This window comes from Micromonospora orduensis (assembly GCF_006228125.1).
Classification (GTDB): Bacteria; Actinomycetota; Actinomycetes; order Mycobacteriales; family Micromonosporaceae; genus Micromonospora; species Micromonospora orduensis.
Genome location: NZ_VDFY01000147.1, coordinates 1 through 16,326, shown reverse-complemented (window position 1 = coordinate 16,326; position 16,326 = coordinate 1). Strand labels below are relative to the sequence as shown.

Here is a 16,326-nt window from a genome sequence, read left to right as displayed (position 1 = left end):
GCCCCGGGCCGCTGTCCGTGCCGCTGGCCCGGGGCAGCGCGCGGATCACGTGCTGATCCCGTGGCGACGCCGCCTCCTCGCGGTAGCGGGGCTCGTATGGCCGGGTGTCCGGGCCGGGCGGGTCCAGTCGGGCGGCCTGCTCGTCGTAGCCCCGCCGCTCCGGCCCGGCCCGCGGCGACCGCATCGGCTCCACGAACGACGCGCTGAACAGCGCCTCCTGACCGTCCCGGCTGGCCGGGATCAGCCCCGACCGGTGTCCCTCGGTCGTCGGCGCGGGAGGCGGACCGGCGGGCGCCGGCGGAGGGCCGGAGTCCGGGGCGTACGCGGCGCGCTGCTGGTCGGGGATGACCGGGTCCGCCGGTCGACCCGGGTGCTCGTCGTCGAGCGGGCCGTCGACGTCCCCCGGCTCGGGGGTGCTGCGGTAGACGGTGCCGGCCGGCCGGCCGGTGGCGTCCTCGGCCACCCGCACGGTGACCGCCACCTGGATGGGTCGGCCGAGCCGCCGGGTTAGTGCCTCGGTGATGGCCGGACGGAGTCGTGACTCGATCACGTCCCGCGTGAACGCGTCCGGAACGGAGAGCAGCGCGGTGTCCTCGACGATCGCCCGTAGCCGGGTCAGCCGGAGGTACGCACGCTGCTGGGCTGAGATGATCTCGTCGGCGAGCTCGTCGGTCGCCGCCAACCACACCGCGGCAAGGTCGGTCGTACCGGCCACCGTCGTGCCACCCCCTCGCCTCTGCTCCCGGCCGCCGCTGTCTGCCAGCCGGCCATCCCGGGCCCGCCGCGTTCGCGGGTGGAACATCACCCACCCGGACGGTCGACCGGTGGTCGTCCACAGGTTATCCACAACCTGTGCGCAGACCGATGGTGGCCGCCCGTCGGACGCGGGTGGGACCTGCCCCCTGCCTGAACGGGCGCTGAAGCGGGTTCACCGTGCCGAACGATTCACTACCTTGTCCGGTCTTGCCTGCGACCGAAGCTTGAAGACGCTCACCGCAATCGGGCACGGTAACAGCGTTGTCCCTGCGCCATCAACCGGCGGCACGGAGGCGGCCTTGTCGGCATCAGCGAAAACCGCCCCTTCGGCCCCGGGCGAGTCCCGTCATCCCGCCCCCGGTGAGGTGTTTGACGGTCATTGCCCCCCTGCGTAGGCTGGAGCGGCTGCTCTCTCGCCCTCTGCTAGGGTGATGGGTGCTTGCTGTCCGCGGTCGCATCCCCGCATCGCCGAGGTCCCGCTCCGCCGGGCAGCACCGATCGGTGGCCACCGTCGAGGTGGCCTGGACCACCCCACGACCCCGGCGATCCCGTCGCGCGGGGCGCGTACGAAAACGGAGAGCCTGACGTGAGCAAGCGCACCTACCAGCCGAACAACCGCCGGCGCGCGAAGACCCACGGCTTCCGGCTGCGCATGCGCACCCGTGCCGGCCGTGCCATCCTCTCGAGCCGCCGCGCCAAGGGTCGCACCACCCTGTCGGCCTGAGCCGACCGGGCCGGTCCGGGAAACGTGGGCAGTCGTGCTGGCCGCCGCACAGCGACTGCGGCGCAGCACTGACTTCGCCGCAGCGGTTCGCGGTGGCCGACGCGCCGGACGAGGTGCCGTCGTGGTCCACCTGACCGTGCCGGCGACCACCGACCCCAGCGCAGTGACCTCGCCGGAGCCGGCGCGGGACGCTGGCGCGGAGCAGCCCTCCGCGTCGACCCGCGCCGGCTTCGTCGTGTCCAAGGCCGTCGGCAACGCGGTGGTCCGCAACCGGGTGCGACGCCGGCTACGGGCGTTGACCCGGGAGCGACTGGCCGCACTTCCAGCCGGCAGCACCCTCGTCGTACGGGCGCTACCCGCGGCGGCCGAGGCGTCGTACCCCAGGCTCGCCGCCGACCTGGACGCCGCCCTCACGGTCGCACGGTCGCCCCGAGAGCGACGGTCCCGATGAGCGGCGATCCGGGCACGGCGCCAACCGGTGCGGCCAGGGTGCTGATCGCGCCCATCATCGCGTACCGTCGGTGGATAAGTCCGGCACTGCCGGCCCGCTGTCGGTTCTACCCGTCGTGCAGTGCGTACGCGCAGGAGGCCGTCGCCCGCCACGGCGCGCTCCGGGGAGCCGCATTGGCGGTCCGGCGATTGCTGCGCTGCCACCCCTTTCACCCTGGCGGACATGACCCGGTGCCGGAGCCGGGCGGCCGTCGTCGTGCTGATGTGACTGGAGCCCCGAATTGAGTCTGAGTCTCGACTGGATCTACTACGCGATTTCGTGGATCCTGCTGACCTGGCACTCGGCGTGGGACGCCATCGGGGTGCCCGTCGGGGCGGTGATCGGCACCAACTTCGCCTGGATCCTGTCCATCGTGTTCCTGGTGGTCACCGTCCGGGTGATCCTGTTCCCCGTCTTCGTCAAGCAGATCAAGTCGCAGCGGGCGATGCAGGCGCTCCAGCCCAAGGTCAAGGAGCTCCAGGAGAAGCACAAGGGTGACCGGGAGACGCTCCAGAAGGAGATGATGGAGCTCTATCGGAAGGAAAAGGCCAACCCGCTGATGGGCTGCCTTCCGATGTTCCTCCAGATCCCGGTCTTCCTCGGTCTCTTCCACGTGCTGCGCCGGCTCGACCCGGACAAGCAGAACAAGACCCTGTACGGCTGGACGGTCGACCAGTTCCAGAGCGCCTCGCAGGCGAAGCTCTTCACGGCCCCGATCGCCGGCAAGTTCGGCTCCACGGCCGACGAGCTGGCCAGCCTCGGCGCCAATGGCACCACCGTCAAGATCATTGCCGGTGTCCTGGTCCTCATCATGATCGGCACCACCTACCTGACCAGCCGTCAGATGATCCTCAAGACCGGTTGGGCAGAGGACCCGCAGCAGCGGATGATCCAGCGACTGATGCTCTACGGCATCCCCGCATCGCTGCTGATCTCCGGCGCGATCTTCCCGATCGGCGTGATCATCTACTGGGTCACGAACAACCTCTTCACCCTCGGCCAGCAGCAGTGGGTGCTGCGCAAGTTCCCGCCGCCGGTGACCGCCAAGAAGGCCACCGCTCCGGCCTCCAGCCGCAACCCGGTGCAGCCCGCCAAGTCCGCCGGTCTGTTCGGTCGCGGCAAGGCCACCCCGCCGACGCCGGTCAAGGCGACCGCGCCCAAGGTGGCAGGCCCCAAGCCGGGTGCCAAGCCCACCAACCCGAAGAAGAGCCGCCCCGCCAAGCGGCAGGGCTGACTCGTCCGGCCGTCGTCGGGCAACCGGCGGCGGCCCGTTCCGCACCGCGCAGCCGCCGTACGGCCGGCGCCGGACGGAACCGACCGCGCGCCGCGCGGCCACGGGCGACACTGCCCGTACAGACGTGCCCGTGGGCACCGGCGACCTCCAGCCGGCCCCGGGAAACCAGTCGGACCCGACGGTCCGGCCGAACGAGTACGGAGATGAGACCGTGACCGAGACCAGCATCCCCCGCGCCGAGCAGTCCCTGGACGAGGAGGAGACCGCACCGCTCGCGGTGGACGACGACACCGACGTCGAGTCCGACGACGACACCGAGTCCGACGACACGGGTGCCAGCGCCGGCGGCCGGGCGAAGAAGGCCACCGGCGAGGGTGATCTGTTCCGGCAGAGCGAGATCGCGGCCGACTACGTCGAGGGGCTTCTCGACATCCTCGACTACGACGGTGACATCGACGAGTTGGTGGCCGGCGGTCGCCCGGTGGTCGAGGTCGTCGGCGCGCGCCTGCAGAACCTGGTGGGCCAGCGCGGCGCCACCCTGGAGGCGCTCCAGGAGTTGACCCGACTCGCCGTCTTCCGGCAGACCGGCACCCCGAGCCGCCTGCTGCTCGACGTCGGCGGCTACCGGGCGAACCGTCGCAAGGAACTCGCCGCGGTCGCCAAGAACGCCGTCGAGAAGGTCAAGGAGTACGGCGAGGCGGTGCGGTTGGAGCCGATGTCCGCGTTCGAGCGCAAGTGCGTGCACGACGTTGTCAACGCCATGTCCGGCGTGGAGAGCGAGTCCGAGGGTGTCGAGCCGAATCGGCGCATCGTCGTACGGCCGGCGGACTGACTCCGTTGACACACGACGACGCCACGGCCGACGCCGTGACCGGCCCGGGCGGCACGCCGCCCGGGCCGTCCGCTGTCCGGCCCGACACCACCGACACCGCTCCCTCGCCGGCCGACGCCGCACTGCCACCCGCACTCGCCCCGGCGGCGCTGACCCTCTTCGGCGATCGGCTCGACCTGGCCGCCGCATACGCCGAACTGCTGGCCACCGACGGCGTGGTCCGCGGTCTGATCGGCCCCCGCGAAGCACCCCGGATCTGGGACCGGCACCTGCTCAACTGCGCGGCGGTCGCCGAACGGATCCCGACCGCCGCGACCGTACTCGACGTCGGCTCCGGCGCCGGCCTGCCCGGCCTGGCCCTCGCCATCGCGCGTCCCGACCTGACGGTCACCCTCATCGAGCCGCTCGCCCGGCGGACGTCGTTCCTCATCGAGGTCGTCGAGCGGCTGGGCCTGGCCAGATCGGTGCGGGTGTTCCGTGGTCGGGCCGACGAGGCGGCCACCGGTTCGAGCGGCCGGGAGCCGATCAGCGGCGACGTGGTGACCTCCCGCGCGGTCGCACCCCTGGACCGCCTGGCGACCTGGAGCCTGCCGCTGACGGTCCGCGGCGGCCGCCTCCTGGCACTCAAGGGATCATCGGCTACCGCGGAGATCGAGGAGCACGCCGACGTGGTCTCACGAGTCGGCGGCGGGGAGCCCACCGTGCACCTCTGCGGAGTCGGGGTCATCGACCCGCCCACCACCGTCGTGGAGATCGTGCGCGAGCGGATGGTCGGCCCGGCCCGCCCGGCCGCCAGCAAGCGGTCCCGGGGCGGCCGGGCGCGCCGTCGCTGACGCGTCGCGCCATCGGGCGTCCGGCCGGCGGGTTGCCTCGTTGTACCGGTACGGATGGAACGAGGGTATGAGAACCCGACGTGGACCGGCCACGCCCGTCCGCCGTAGGCTGACCGCGCGTCGATAGTGTGGAGCGGGCGGCGGACGTCGCGGGTCTCCCGACCGCTCCCGAGGAGCCGTACGCTCCGGGGTGCGGGCGTGGGTGCGGCCAAGTTGACCGGGGCGCGGACCGACCATCCGAAGCGGGCAGGGATGACAGGTGCATGACGACGGCAGGTACGACGATCCACGCGTGACCGGGTCAACCAACGACCCTGTTTCACGTGAAACCGACTACCAGGGCTGGACGCCCGGCGATTCCGGGTCGTCGCCCCGACCAGCGGACGGCGATCCGGTGGCGTCGCGCGACGATTCACCGAGGCCGGTCGGCCCGGACGCTTCGGAACCCCGGCGACCCTCCGAAGGTCTCACCCGGCCAGCCAACGTCGTCGAGGTGCGACAGACGGTCGGTCGGCGGAACACCGCTGCGGCCGTCCGCTTCGAGCCGGCGGTGCCACACCAACCCACCGCGGCGGGCGCTCAGGATGCCGCGCCGATGACCGCCGACATACCGGTGGCATCGGCCGAGTCGCTGGCGGCAGTGGCCGCAGATCCCACGTACGTTTCACGTGAAACCCCGACGCGCGAAGAGGATGACCCACCGTTGGCTATGGAGGCGATGCGCGCCGTGCAGATCCTGAATCCCAGTGGCGAGGTGACCATGCCTCGACCGGACCGGACCCGGGTCATGTGCGTCGCCAACCAGAAGGGCGGCGTGGGCAAGACCACGACCACGGTCAACCTTGCGGTGGCACTCGCCCTGCACGGCAACCGGGTGCTCGTGGTCGACCTCGACCCGCAGGGCAACGCCTCCACCGGGCTCAACGTCCCGCACCACACCGGCATCCCGGACGTCTACGACTGCCTGATCAACAGCGTGCCGCTGTCCGAGGTCGCGCAGGCGGTCGAGGGCATCCCCAACCTCTGGTGCGTACCGGCGACGATCGACCTCGCCGGCGCGGAGATCGAGCTGGTGTCGGTGGTGGCACGGGAGTCCCGTCTCGACCGGGCCATCGCCGCCTACCCCGGCCAGTTCGACTACGTCTTCATCGACTGCCCGCCCTCGCTCGGCCTGCTGACGGTCAACGCCCTGGTCGCCGCGCAGGAGGTGCTGATCCCCATCCAGTGCGAGTACTACGCCCTGGAGGGTCTCAACCAGCTGATCAACAACATCAACCTGGTACGGCAGCACCTCAATCCGAAGCTCGACGTCTCCACGATCCTGCTGACCATGTACGACCGCCGCACCCGGCTGGCCGACGCGGTCGAGCAGGACGTCCGGAACCACTTCGGCGACAAGGTCCTCCAGGCGGTCATCCCCCGCAACGTCCGGGTCTCCGAGGCACCCAGCTACGGCCAGTCGGTGATGACCTACGATCCCGGTTCGCGGGGAGCCACGAGTTACTTCGAGGCCGCCCAGGAAATCGCCGAGCGCGGCGTCAAGGAGCCGGTGGGCCGGAATGCGTAGTGCGGTAGAGACGCTGGGAGGCGTGGCATGAAGAACCGTCCTCGGGGCGGTCTGGGTCGGGGCCTGGGGGCGCTCATCCCGACCGGGCCGGTCAACGGTGTGGGCACCGCGACGGCCGAGCCGGAGAACGAGCCCGTCGACGACGAGGGGACCCTGGCGTCCACACCGGCGGCGGCGGTTTCGGCACCTCTGCGGCCGGAGACGGAGTTGGCGCTCAGCCCGGTGCCCGGCGCCCGGTTCGCCGAGATCCCGGTCGACGCGATCGTGCCGAACCCCAAGCAGCCCCGCCAGGTCTTCGACGAGGACGCGCTGGAGGAGCTGAAGACCTCGATCCAGGAGGTCGGCTTCCTCCAGCCGATCGTCGTGCGGCAGCTCGACGACGAGAAGTACGAACTCGTCATGGGCGAGCGCCGCTGGCGGGCCGCCCAGGCTGTGGGGCGGGAGAACATCCCCGCGATCGTCCGGGACACCCGTGACGACGCCATGCTCCGCGACGCGCTGTTGGAGAACATCCACCGGGCCAACCTGAACCCGTTGGAAGAGGCAGCCGCTTACCAGCAACTGCTGGAGGAGTTCGGTGCCACCCACGAGGAACTCGCCCGCCGGATCGGGCGGAGCCGCCCGCAGATCTCCAACACGATCCGACTGCTCAACCTGCCGGCGCAGGTGCAGCGTCGGGTCGCCGCCGGGGTCCTCTCGGCGGGGCACGCCCGCGCCCTGCTGAGCCTTGACGAGTCCGCCGCTCAGGAACACCTGGCGATGCGGATCGTGGCCGAGGGCCTCTCGGTCCGTGCGACCGAGGAGATCGTGGCCCTCACGCTCAACGACGGTCCGGCGAAGGGGGCCGCGAAGCGCCGGCCAAAGCCCCACGCGCCCGCCCTCTCCGACCTCGCCGACCGACTGTCCGACCGGTTCGACACCCGGGTGAAGGTCGACATCGGCCGGAGCAAGGGCAAGATCACGATTGAGTTCGCCACAGTCGACGACCTGGAGCGGATCGTCGGCATCATCGGAGTTCAACAGCAGGAGGAGAACGAGGACTGACCGCACCTCGTCACCCACGGCCGCGCTCCTCCCGGGGGGCGCGGCCGTTCTGTCTCTGACTCGGGGGTCCCCGTTTCACGTGAAACGGCGATGCCGGTCCGGCTCCTTCGTTCCACCGGGCTGCGGGTTCCGATGACGGCTACGCGGTTCCCGCCGGTGCCGTTTCACGTGAAACGACGCTCGATGCGGCTCGACGGAGGAGCTGACCTTCCAGCGATACCCAGGAGGGGCCGCGCGCCCGCTGAGCGGCCTCCTCCGGTCCTGCCGGCCGCCTGACAGGACCTGCCACCCGAACGAGCCGAGTCGCGGCCTCTCGTTGCATCGTGACCCCCATGCGGGTGCTCAAGAAGTGGCGCGTCGGTCCGGCAGTGCGGACCTGTGGGCACGCCGGGGTGCGCGCCAGGCCGGGGTCACCAGGGCTGGGCCGCCGGCCGGGATCGCCGGACCTGGGCACGCCGGGCCACGAGCGCCGGGCCACGAGCGCCGGGCCACGAGCGCTGAGTCGCGAGTCCCGGGTCGGGACCGCTGAGCCGCGAGCGCTGGGTCGGGGACGCCGGGCCGGACCGCTGGGTCGCGAGCGCTGGGTCGGGACCGCTAGGCGGAGACTGCTGCGTCGGGAACCACGCGCCGACCGTAGGGCCTCGAGCACCGAGAACGGGAGCGCCAGAACGGTTCCAAGCCGGGCGGCGGCGGTTCCGGCAGATCACGCCAGGGAGGGCCGGTGGATGGGCTGGCCGAGCGCACGGCAGGAGTTGCCCTGTAGCGCGGCCCGCACTGCGACGGACGTCGCCCCTGCCGTCCGGCGAGACGTCGTCCCGGGGGATGCACGTCGGCTGGCGGTCAGGGACCGAGGGGCGGGTTCTGGTGACCAACCGGTGCGGTGGCCGGAGCCGCAGCTGGCACGGTCGGCTGCGGAGGTTTCAGCCCTGGTTTCACCCGTGACGTAGGGGTCGAAGAACTCACTCCGACGCGGCGCTCGACGATCGGCGCACAACGAACGAGGGATCGAAAAGTTATCCACACCGGTTGTCCACAGGCACCCCCCGTTTCACGTGAAACCCCGCGTGAAAGCGGGTGCCAGCCTGTGGATGACGGCCTGTGTTGGGGATCTCGGCAGCCTGTGGATATCGCTGGACCGATCGACGGTGAACGCTGATCTGACCGGTCGTGACCGGTCAATCGGGTAGGGACAGCCGCGCCGGACTCCGTTAGGGTCAGCGTCGTGCACGACACCCCTCCCTCAGTCCCGGACTTCACCCAGTGGCCCTCGTTCCCCTTCGAGGGTGACCTGCGCGTGAAGCAGCTCGACGATCCGGTCCCGGTCGAACCGCCACGCAAGGGCGAGGGCCTCCGGGAATGCACCGCCTGCAACGCCCCGGACGACGCCTACATCTGGGTGGGCGAGCGGTGGCGGGTCCGTGCCATGGACCGGCCCACCGGCCTGCCCATGGTGCTCATCCTCGAATCGCGGACCCACCTCGACCTGGGTGACCTGCCGAACCTGCTCGCCGCCGAGCTGGGCGTGATGACCGTACGTCTGGAACGGGCCATCCGGTCGCTGGACGGCGTCGCCCGGGTGCACGTCAACCGGTGGGGTGACGGCTCGGCGCACCTGCACATGTGGTTCCTGGCCCGACCGTACGGCCGGCTTCAACTGCGGGGCACGTTCCTGTCTCTGTGGGACTCGATCCTTCCGCCGATCTCCGAGGCGCAGTGGCGGGAGAACCTGGCGCTCGTCGCCGCGTGGCTGGCGGAGTTCGGCGGCCGTCCCCTGGCCGAGCCGCCCCGCATCCAGTGGCAGGCACCGTCCAGCCTGCTGGCGCAGTCCGCCGCCGCGCACGCCGCAGCAGAGGCGGAGGCCGTCTCGGTGATCGAGGCGGCGGAGGAGATCCCGGAGCCCGCGCCGGACCCGGCGAGCGGCCCCGACGGTGACGACGGCAGCAACGACGACGGCCAAGGCGGAGCGGTCACCGACCTCCCGACGACGGACGCCATCGTCCCGTCCACCGACAGAGTGCCGTCCACCGACAAAGTCCCGTCCACCGACAAAGACGCACTCCGCTCGCCCACCGCCATGGACGCCGCCGACTCACCGACTGACAACGACACCCCCGGCACCGCAGCGCAGGCCGGCGGCGCCGAACAGGCCACGCGCCAGGACGGGAACGCCGAGGGCGTCGACGGCGGGCGCGAGAGCGCCGCACCGGGGGACGAGGGCACCGCCTCGGCGGCCCCGACCGCGACGCCGGTATGACGGCGACCGCGGCCACGCAGCCCGGTCGCGGCGTACCTCAGGACGGTCGTTGACGAACGAGGTTGGCGGTGGCACCGGACGTGCGGCCGCCAACCTCGCGTCACCAACCCGGCGACGGATGTGGCGAGGCGGTCAGGAAGAGGTGACGCGGGTGGCGGCCCGGGTGACCAGCGAGCCGATGAGCCGCCCGAAGTCCAGGCCGGCTGCCTGCACGGCGAGGGGCAGCAGCGACGTCTCCGTCATGCCGGGTGAGACGTTGACCTCCAGGACGTGCGGCTGGCCCGCGGCGTCCACGATCACGTCGACCCGGGACAGGTCGCGCAGGCCCAGCGCGGTGTGCGCGGCGAGCGCCACGTCCGCCACAGTGGCGGCGACCTCCGGATCCAGTCGGGCCGGCGCGTGCCAGGTGGTCCGCCCGGCGGTGTAGCGGGCCGCGTAGTCGTACACGCCGTTGCGGGGCACTATCTCCACCGGCGGCAGTGCCTGCGGGCCGTCGCCGAGATCGACCACGGAGACCGCCACGTCCATTCCCTGCACGTACCGCTCGACCAGAGCTGTGGAGTCGTACGCGAAGCAGCCCACCATCGCGGCCGGCAGCGCTGCGGCGTCCCGGACCACCGCGCCACCCAGCCCCGAACCGCCCTGCGCCGGCTTGACCATCATGGGCAGGCCGAGACGGTCGGCGATCCGATCCAGGACGGCGACCGCGCCGAGCTCGGAGAACCGGTCGTGCGGCAGGGCCACCCAGTCGGGGGTGGGGATGCCGGCCTCGCGGAGCACGGCCTTGGCTGACGGCTTGTCCCAGGCGAGCCGCGAGGCGCGGGCGTCGCAGCCGACGTACGGGATGTCGCACAGGTCCAGCACCCCGCGCAGCGAGCCGTCCTCGCCGGTTGCGCCGTGCAGTGCGATCACCACGGCGTCAGGAGGGTCGGCTGCGAGAGCCGGCAGCAACGCCACGTCGGCGTCGCGCAGTTCCGCCTCGACACCGACGGCACGCAACGCGTCGAGCACCCGGCGGCCCGAGCGCAGCGACACATCCCGCTCGTAGGAGAGCCCGCCGGCGAGCACCAGCACCCGCAGGTCGGCCGAGACGGCGGGATCGGTCACGAGGAGGCGCTCGGCTGTCGTACCCATGCCGGCATCATGCCAAGTCGGGACCTGGCACGTCGGAGCCGGCCTGCCCGCGCCGACCCGCGGCGCCGCCGCCCACGGCACCGAAGACCCGGCGCATCGCGATCTCCTGCTCCATCACGCCGGCCAGCCGGCGGACGCCCTCGCGGATCCGCTCCGGCGGCGGGAAGCTGAAGTTCAACCGCATGGTGCCGGTGCCGGTGCCATCGGCGTAGAAGCCGGTGCCGGGCACGTACGCGACCCGGGCGGCGACCGCGCGCGGCATCATCGCCTTCGAGTCGAGCCCCTCGGGCAGGGTGGCCCAGACGAACAGGCCGCCGGCCGGCGTGGTCCAGCTGGTGCCCTCGGGCATCAGGTCGGCCATCGCGTCGAGCAGGGCGTCGCGACGTTCCCGGTAGACCTCGCGGTAGACCTTGAGCTGCTGCCGCCACGGCATCGTGCCAAGGTAGGTGGCAACCGCCGCCTGGGCGTAGCCGCTGGGGCAGAGGATCTGCGCCTCGTTGGCGATGACCAGCTTGTCGCGGACCGCGTGCGGCGCCAGGATCCAGCCGACCCGCAGACCCGGCGCGAAGGTCTTGGAGAACGTGCTGAGGTAGAACACCCCGTCGCGGCGGCGGGCCCGCAGCGGCGCCGGCGCGTCACCCTCGAACCCCAACTGGCCGTACGGGTCGTCCTCGACGACGAGCAGGCCGGCGCGCTCGCAGATGTCGAGCACCCGTTCCCGGCGCTCCTCGCTGAGCGTCACGCCTGTCGGGTTCTGGTAGGTGGGGATCGTGTAGAGGAACTTCACCCGCCGGCCCGCGCGGGCCAGGTCGGCGATCGCCGCCTCCAGTGCCTCCGGGATCAGCCCGTCGGCGTCCATGGGTACGTGTGCGACCTGAGCCTGGGCAGCCTGGAACACCCCGAGCGCGCCGACGTAGGTCGGCCCCTCGGCGAGCACCACGTCGCCCGGGTCGAGGAAGAGTCGGGCCACCAGGTCCAGAGCCTGCTGCCCTCCGACGGTGACGACCACGTCCTCCGGGGAGGCGCCGCACCCGGCGTCGATCCCGGAGAGCGCCATCACCTCGCAGATCCGCTCGCGCAGCTCCAGGGTGCCCTGGCCGATGCCGTACTGGAGGGTGGTGACGCCGTGCTCGGAGCCGAGCCGCCCGAGCATCTCACCGACCGCGTCGAGCGGCAGGGCGGCGATGTACGGTGCTCCACCGGCGAGCGAGACGACCTCCGGCCTGCTGGCCACCGCGAAGAGTGCTCGGATCTCGGAGGCGGTCATCCCTCGTACCCGCCGGGCGTACCGGTCGGTGTAGTCGTCGAGTGTCGTGCCGGTCATGACCTCACCTCGATCGCTGCTCGGGTGGCTCCCGCCCCGGGTACCCCGCACGCAGGCGACCATGGCGGCCGGGACACCGAATGTCGATCCTAGCCGCCTCCGGCCAGCACGCCGGCCTGCCGAGGCTGATCGTCCACATCCCGGACCCGTCCCCCGGTGCGGTGACGATCTGCGCGTCCCCTCCCGTACCGCCGATCGGCGGCGTACGATCGCTCGTCGGGGACAGGAAGGCGGCGCTGTCGTTGCGTGCCGGTCTCACCGCCGAGCCTATTGTGGGGATGCGCCATATGTCGCGACGTCTGGTCAGCCTGACCCTCGACACGCTGGAGGACCTTCCTCGCCCCTGCCGGCAGTGCGTCTACTGGGAGCTGGATCCGGTGTCCGCCGACCGGGCCTGCGCCGCCGGTGACCCGGGTCTGGAGAAGGAGGCGTGGGTCTCCCAGACCCTGCTGGAGTGGGGTTCCTGCGGCAAGCTCGCGTACGTCGACGGCATGCCGGCCGGCTTCGTGATGTACGCCCCGCCGGCCTACGTGCCCCGCTCGATGGCCTTCCCCACGTCGCCGGTCTCCGCCGACGCGGCGCTGTTGATGACCGCCAACGTGGTGGCCGCGTTCGCCGGCGGCGGGCTGGGTCGGATGCTGGTGCAGGGCGTCGCCCGGGACCTGACCAAGCGGGGGATCAAGGCGATCGAGGCGTTCGGCGACGCGAAGTTCGGGGACGCCGACGACCCGGCGGGTGGGTGCGTCGCACCGGCCGACTTCTTCCTCTCCGTCGGCTTCAAGACCGTCCGGCCGCATCCCCGGTTCCCCCGGTTGCGCCTTGAGCTGCGGACGGCCCTGAGCTGGAAGTCCGACGTCGAGTACGCGCTGGAGAAGCTGCTCGGCTCGATGAGCCCGGAGACCCTGCTCCGTCCGGTGCGGCCCGCCCCGGCGACCCGCTCCACCGGCGGCTGAGCACCCGCCGCGGCACCGCCGCTCAGCTGACCACCGTGGCGGCGGTCACCACCGCCCGCAGTTCGCTGACGTCGAGCGAGCCGGTCGGCACGTCCCGCTCGATCGGGTAGTACATCCGCTGCACGGCGGCCACGATCGCCTCCACCACCCGGTCTCGGAACCGGGGGTCGACCAGCCGGGCGCGGTCCGTCGGCGAGGTGAGGTAGCCGACCTCGACCCGGACGGCCGGCATCCGCGTCAACCGCAGCAGGTCCCACGCCTTGGCGTGGGTACGGCAGTCCCGCAGCCCGGTCCGCGCGACGATCTCCCGCTGGACCAGCCCGGCCAGCCGCTCGCCGGTCGCCGAGGTCACGCCGTTGTCGGTGCCGTAGTGGTAGGTCGCCACCCCCTCCGCCTCCGGGTTGGCGTGCCCGTCGAGGTGCAGCGAGATGAACACGTCGGCGCCGAGCGAGTTGGCCAGCAGGGCCCGGTCCGTGTCCGGCAGGCAGCTGTCGGGCGCCGGTCCCCGGGTCAGCTGCACGCGCACCCCGGACGCGGCGAGCCGCCCCTCCAGCCGGCTGGCCAGGTCGTGCACCAGGTCCGCCTCCGTCCAGCGCAGCGGCCCGTCGGGCACCACCATGCCCGGGTCGGTGCCGCCGTGCCCTGGGTCGATGACGACGGTCTTGCCGACCAGCGCCGGCCCGGACTGCCGGATGGCGTCGGACTCGCGCAGCCACTGGGGGCGGCCACCGACGACCTTGCGGCCGATCCGGCGCAGCGCGTTCATGGTGTGCGGCCCGCAGGAGCCGTCGGGGGTGAGCCCGACCTCCCGCTGGAACTGGGCCACCGCGCGGGAGGTGCGGATGCCGTAGATGGCGTCCGCGCGGCCCACGTCGTACCCCATCTCCAGCAGTCGCTCCTGGAGCGACCGGACGTCCTCGCCGGTGAGTGGGTCGGGGACCGCGTGGTAGAGGGTGCGGGCGCCGAGCCGCCAGCGGGCGGCGTCCAGCGCCCCCCAGGTCTCCGACCCGACCCGGCCGTCGACGCTGAGCCCGCGGGACTGCTGGAACGCGCGGACCGCCCGTTCGGTGTCGAGGTCGAACTCGTCGGCGTTCGGGCCGGCCGTGGACGCGAGCAGGTCGAGGCCGGTGAGGATGGTTCGGATCTCCGTGACCGCTGGTCCCCGGTCACCGGGTCGGATCGGATGCACGCACGACCCCCTCTGCACGACGCTGGCTGGCCGGGCGCGGCCTCCGCTTGAGGCTATGCGTTCCGGGGCGGCGTGGGGCTCGGGCCGGGAAAAACGCCGGCGGTTCGGGCCCGGAAACAGCGAACCCCGCACCCCTTCAAGGGGTACGGGATTCGGTGGTTTTTCTGCTGCTCAGAGAGCTGATTCGATGAGCCGGACCAGCTCGCCCTTCGGCTTGGCACCCGCGATCGACTGCACCGGCTGGCCGTTCTTGAACACGGTGAGCGTCGGCACGGACATCACCCGGTAGGCGCGGGCGGTCTCCGGGTTCTCGTCGATGTTGAGCTTGACGATGCTTACCCGGTCGCCCATCTCGCCGGCGATCTCCTCGAGCAGCGGCGACACCTTGCGGCAGGGGCCGCACCACTCGGCCCAGAAGTCCACCAGAACCGGCTTGTCCGCCTGCAGCACGTCAGCGACGAAGCTCTTGTCCGTGACCGCCTTGGTATTTCCCACTGTGCCCCTCCTCCGGGATGTGTTCCTTGTTTCAGCTGAGCGTCGCGATGAACCGCTCGGCGTCGAGCGCGGCGGCACAGCCGGTGCCGGCCGCGGTGATCGCCTGACGGTAGGTGTGGTCGACCACGTCGCCGGCGGCGAACACACCTGGCACGTTGGTGCGGGTGCTCGGGGCCTGGACCTTCACGTAGCCCTCGTCGTCCAGCTCGACCTGGCCCTGGAACAGCTCACTGCGCGGGTCGTGACCGATGGCCACGAACACGCCTGTCACGTCCAGCACCTTGGTCTCGCCGCTGTGCACGTTGCGGACCCGTACGCCGGTGACCTTGCCGTCGTCGCCCAGGATCTCCTCGACGGTGCTGTTCCACTCGACCTTGATCTTCTCGTTGCTCAGCGCCCGGTCGGCCATGATCTTGCTGGCTCGGAACGAGTCGCGCCGGTGGATGATGGTGACCGAGTCGGCGAAGCGGGTGAGGAAGCTGGCCTCCTCCATCGCCGAGTCGCCGCCGCCGACGACCACGATGTGCTGATTGCGGAAGAAGAACCCGTCACAGGTGGCGCACGAGGAGACGCCGTGGCCCAGGTACTCCTGCTCGCCGGGCACGCCCAGCGGACGCCAGGCCGACCCGGTGGAGAGGATGATCGAACGGGCCCGATACGCGGTCTCGCCGACCCAGACGGTGCTCACCGCGCCGGAACCGGCATCACCGGTGTCCACCAGCTCGACCCGGGTCACGTCGTCGGTGAGGAACTCGGCGCCGAACCGCTCGGCCTGCTTACGCATGTTGTCCATCAGTTCGGGGCCGAGGATGCCGTCGGCGAAGCCGGGGAAGTTTTCCACCTCGGTGGTGGTCATCAGCGCGCCACCGGACTGGACGCCCTCGATGATCAGTGGCTTCAGGTTGGCGCGTGCGGCGTAGACCGCCGCCGTGTAACCGGCCGGCCCGGAGCCGATGATGATCAGGTTGCGGACCTCGTCCACTGCCGTCTCCCGCGTTGTGTGTGTTCGGTGTCGGTGCGCACCGACGCCGATCCGAGTGCCGACGCCTGGGAGGTGCCGGCAGCTGACTTCCAGAACGTCATCGTACGAACCGGGGATTCCCGAGCCGGGCATCCGGTGGGTCAGGTCACGTGGAAGGTCATCGCACCGGTGACCGTTGATTCACCCTACCCGCGTCGAATACCGCGTGTCCGAGCCGGACCCTGGGACACCGCACTCCGGACCGCTCACCCAGGCCCAGCGGGCCCCGGTGGAGTCGGTGAACCGGATGACCAGCGCCTGCTCACCCTGGAACTCGGCGAAGTCGATCACCTCGACCACCAGCGGTGCGGAACCGTGCTCCGTGGCCACGTCGGCCAGGCAGGCGGTCAGCGCGGTCTGGTCGGTGAGGCGGGCCAGCTGGTCCAGGCCGTCCGGGGCGGGCCGTCGGCCTCCCTCGGCGTCCACCCCGGGCTGGTTGGCGGGGGCGTCGCCGGGGGCGCCGGACGGCCTGGACC

Annotated in this window: 16 protein-coding genes and 1 pseudogene; 10 read left to right on the top strand and 7 right to left on the bottom strand. The window is 71.6% G+C overall.

Going from position 1 to position 16,326, the window contains the following annotated elements:
- Positions 1 to 715, bottom strand: a 715-nt coding sequence (locus FHG89_RS13530) for a chromosomal replication initiator protein DnaA (RefSeq protein WP_482809820.1), incomplete at its 3' end; no start/stop codon positions are given.
- Positions 716 to 1,342: 627 nt separating this feature from the next.
- On the opposite strand from FHG89_RS13530, the gene rpmH reads away from it, so the two are divergent.
- From rpmH to FHG89_RS33710, 9 genes are all read left to right on the top strand, one after another.
- Positions 1,343 to 1,480 carry a 50S ribosomal protein L34 gene (rpmH, locus tag FHG89_RS13525; RefSeq protein ID WP_007453904.1) on the top strand — a complete coding sequence of 46 codons (138 nt, stop codon included), beginning with the start codon at positions 1,343 to 1,345 and terminating at the stop codon, positions 1,478 to 1,480.
- Between the two features lie 34 nt (positions 1,481 to 1,514).
- A complete protein-coding gene (gene rnpA / locus FHG89_RS13520) occupies positions 1,515 to 1,931 on the top strand; it encodes a ribonuclease P protein component (protein ID WP_139584730.1) in 417 nt (138 codons plus the stop codon).
- 38 nt (positions 1,932 to 1,969) lie between these two features.
- Entirely contained in the window at positions 1,970 to 2,215 is a 246-nt protein-coding gene (yidD, locus tag FHG89_RS13515; protein WP_139584732.1) for a membrane protein insertion efficiency factor YidD, read from the top strand.
- A 2-nt stretch (positions 2,216 to 2,217) separates the two neighbouring features.
- Positions 2,218 to 3,204 carry a membrane protein insertase YidC gene (gene yidC, locus FHG89_RS13510; RefSeq protein ID WP_139584731.1) on the top strand — a complete coding sequence of 329 codons (987 nt, stop codon included), beginning with the start codon at positions 2,218 to 2,220 and terminating at the stop codon, positions 3,202 to 3,204.
- Positions 3,205 to 3,415: 211 nt separating this feature from the next.
- Complete coding sequence (locus FHG89_RS13505) at positions 3,416 to 4,036, top strand: Jag family protein (RefSeq protein WP_139584729.1); 621 nt, start codon at positions 3,416 to 3,418, stop codon at positions 4,034 to 4,036.
- 122 nt (positions 4,037 to 4,158) lie between these two features.
- Positions 4,159 to 4,869 (top strand): 16S rRNA (guanine(527)-N(7))-methyltransferase RsmG, encoded by a 711-nt coding sequence (rsmG, locus tag FHG89_RS13500; RefSeq protein ID WP_208760958.1) that lies wholly within the window; start codon positions 4,159 to 4,161, stop codon positions 4,867 to 4,869.
- Positions 4,870 to 5,464: 595 nt separating this feature from the next.
- Complete coding sequence (locus FHG89_RS32930) at positions 5,465 to 6,436, top strand: ParA family protein (RefSeq protein WP_244295417.1); 972 nt, start codon at positions 5,465 to 5,467, stop codon at positions 6,434 to 6,436.
- A gap of 27 nt (positions 6,437 to 6,463) precedes the next feature.
- Positions 6,464 to 7,480 carry a ParB/RepB/Spo0J family partition protein gene (locus FHG89_RS13490; protein ID WP_139584726.1) on the top strand — a complete coding sequence of 339 codons (1,017 nt, stop codon included), beginning with the start codon at positions 6,464 to 6,466 and terminating at the stop codon, positions 7,478 to 7,480.
- 1,447 nt (positions 7,481 to 8,927) lie between these two features.
- Positions 8,928 to 9,734: a hypothetical protein gene (locus FHG89_RS33710; protein WP_244295418.1), complete on the top strand. Its 807-nt coding sequence runs from the start codon at positions 8,928 to 8,930 to the stop codon at positions 9,732 to 9,734.
- Between the two features lie 132 nt (positions 9,735 to 9,866).
- Here the strand turns inward: FHG89_RS33710 and FHG89_RS13480 are convergent, their stop codons facing one another.
- On the bottom strand, positions 9,867 to 10,868 hold the full coding sequence (locus FHG89_RS13480) for a D-alanine--D-alanine ligase family protein (RefSeq protein ID WP_139584725.1): 1,002 nt from the start codon (positions 10,866 to 10,868) through the stop codon (positions 9,867 to 9,869).
- A 7-nt stretch (positions 10,869 to 10,875) separates the two neighbouring features.
- The gene (locus tag FHG89_RS13475) at positions 10,876 to 12,192 is read right to left on the bottom strand and encodes an aminotransferase-like domain-containing protein (RefSeq protein WP_139584724.1); all 1,317 of its coding nucleotides are present in this window, start codon (positions 12,190 to 12,192) and stop codon (positions 10,876 to 10,878) included.
- A gap of 287 nt (positions 12,193 to 12,479) precedes the next feature.
- Here FHG89_RS13475 and FHG89_RS13470 point away from each other — a divergent pair, with 287 nt between their 5' ends.
- Complete coding sequence (locus FHG89_RS13470) at positions 12,480 to 13,145, top strand: GNAT family N-acetyltransferase (RefSeq protein WP_074315552.1); 666 nt, start codon at positions 12,480 to 12,482, stop codon at positions 13,143 to 13,145.
- A 22-nt stretch (positions 13,146 to 13,167) separates the two neighbouring features.
- Here FHG89_RS13470 and FHG89_RS13465 read toward each other — a convergent pair whose 3' ends face one another.
- The 4 genes and pseudogenes from FHG89_RS13465 to FHG89_RS13450 all read right to left on the bottom strand — a co-directional run.
- Positions 13,168 to 14,334, bottom strand: a complete 1,167-nt coding sequence (locus tag FHG89_RS13465) for an N-acetylmuramoyl-L-alanine amidase (RefSeq protein ID WP_139584723.1) — start codon at positions 14,332 to 14,334, stop codon at positions 13,168 to 13,170.
- A 171-nt stretch (positions 14,335 to 14,505) separates the two neighbouring features.
- Complete coding sequence (gene trxA / locus FHG89_RS13460) at positions 14,506 to 14,829, bottom strand: thioredoxin (protein ID WP_053651673.1); 324 nt, start codon at positions 14,827 to 14,829, stop codon at positions 14,506 to 14,508.
- 31 nt (positions 14,830 to 14,860) lie between these two features.
- Positions 14,861 to 15,811 (bottom strand): thioredoxin-disulfide reductase, encoded by a 951-nt coding sequence (gene trxB / locus FHG89_RS13455; protein ID WP_139584722.1) that lies wholly within the window; start codon positions 15,809 to 15,811, stop codon positions 14,861 to 14,863.
- A gap of 180 nt (positions 15,812 to 15,991) precedes the next feature.
- Positions 15,992 to 16,326 (bottom strand): annotated as a pseudogene (locus FHG89_RS13450) (hypothetical protein); the annotation flags it as partial.

Excerpts from the sequence above, each read along its gene's own strand:
- FHG89_RS32930 (WP_244295417.1), top strand. The coding sequence starts at position 5,465 with ATGACCGCCGACATACCGGTGGCATCGGCCGAGTCGCTGGCGGCAGTG.
- FHG89_RS13490 (WP_139584726.1), top strand. The coding sequence starts at position 6,464 with ATGAAGAACCGTCCTCGGGGCGGTCTGGGTCGGGGCCTGGGGGCGCTC.
- FHG89_RS33710 (WP_244295418.1), top strand. The coding sequence starts at position 8,928 with ATGGTGCTCATCCTCGAATCGCGGACCCACCTCGACCTGGGTGACCTG.
- FHG89_RS13480 (WP_139584725.1), bottom strand. The coding sequence starts at position 10,868 with ATGGGTACGACAGCCGAGCGCCTCCTCGTGACCGATCCCGCCGTCTCG.
- FHG89_RS13475 (WP_139584724.1), bottom strand. The coding sequence starts at position 12,192 with ATGACCGGCACGACACTCGACGACTACACCGACCGGTACGCCCGGCGG.
- FHG89_RS13470 (WP_074315552.1), top strand. The coding sequence starts at position 12,480 with ATGTCGCGACGTCTGGTCAGCCTGACCCTCGACACGCTGGAGGACCTT.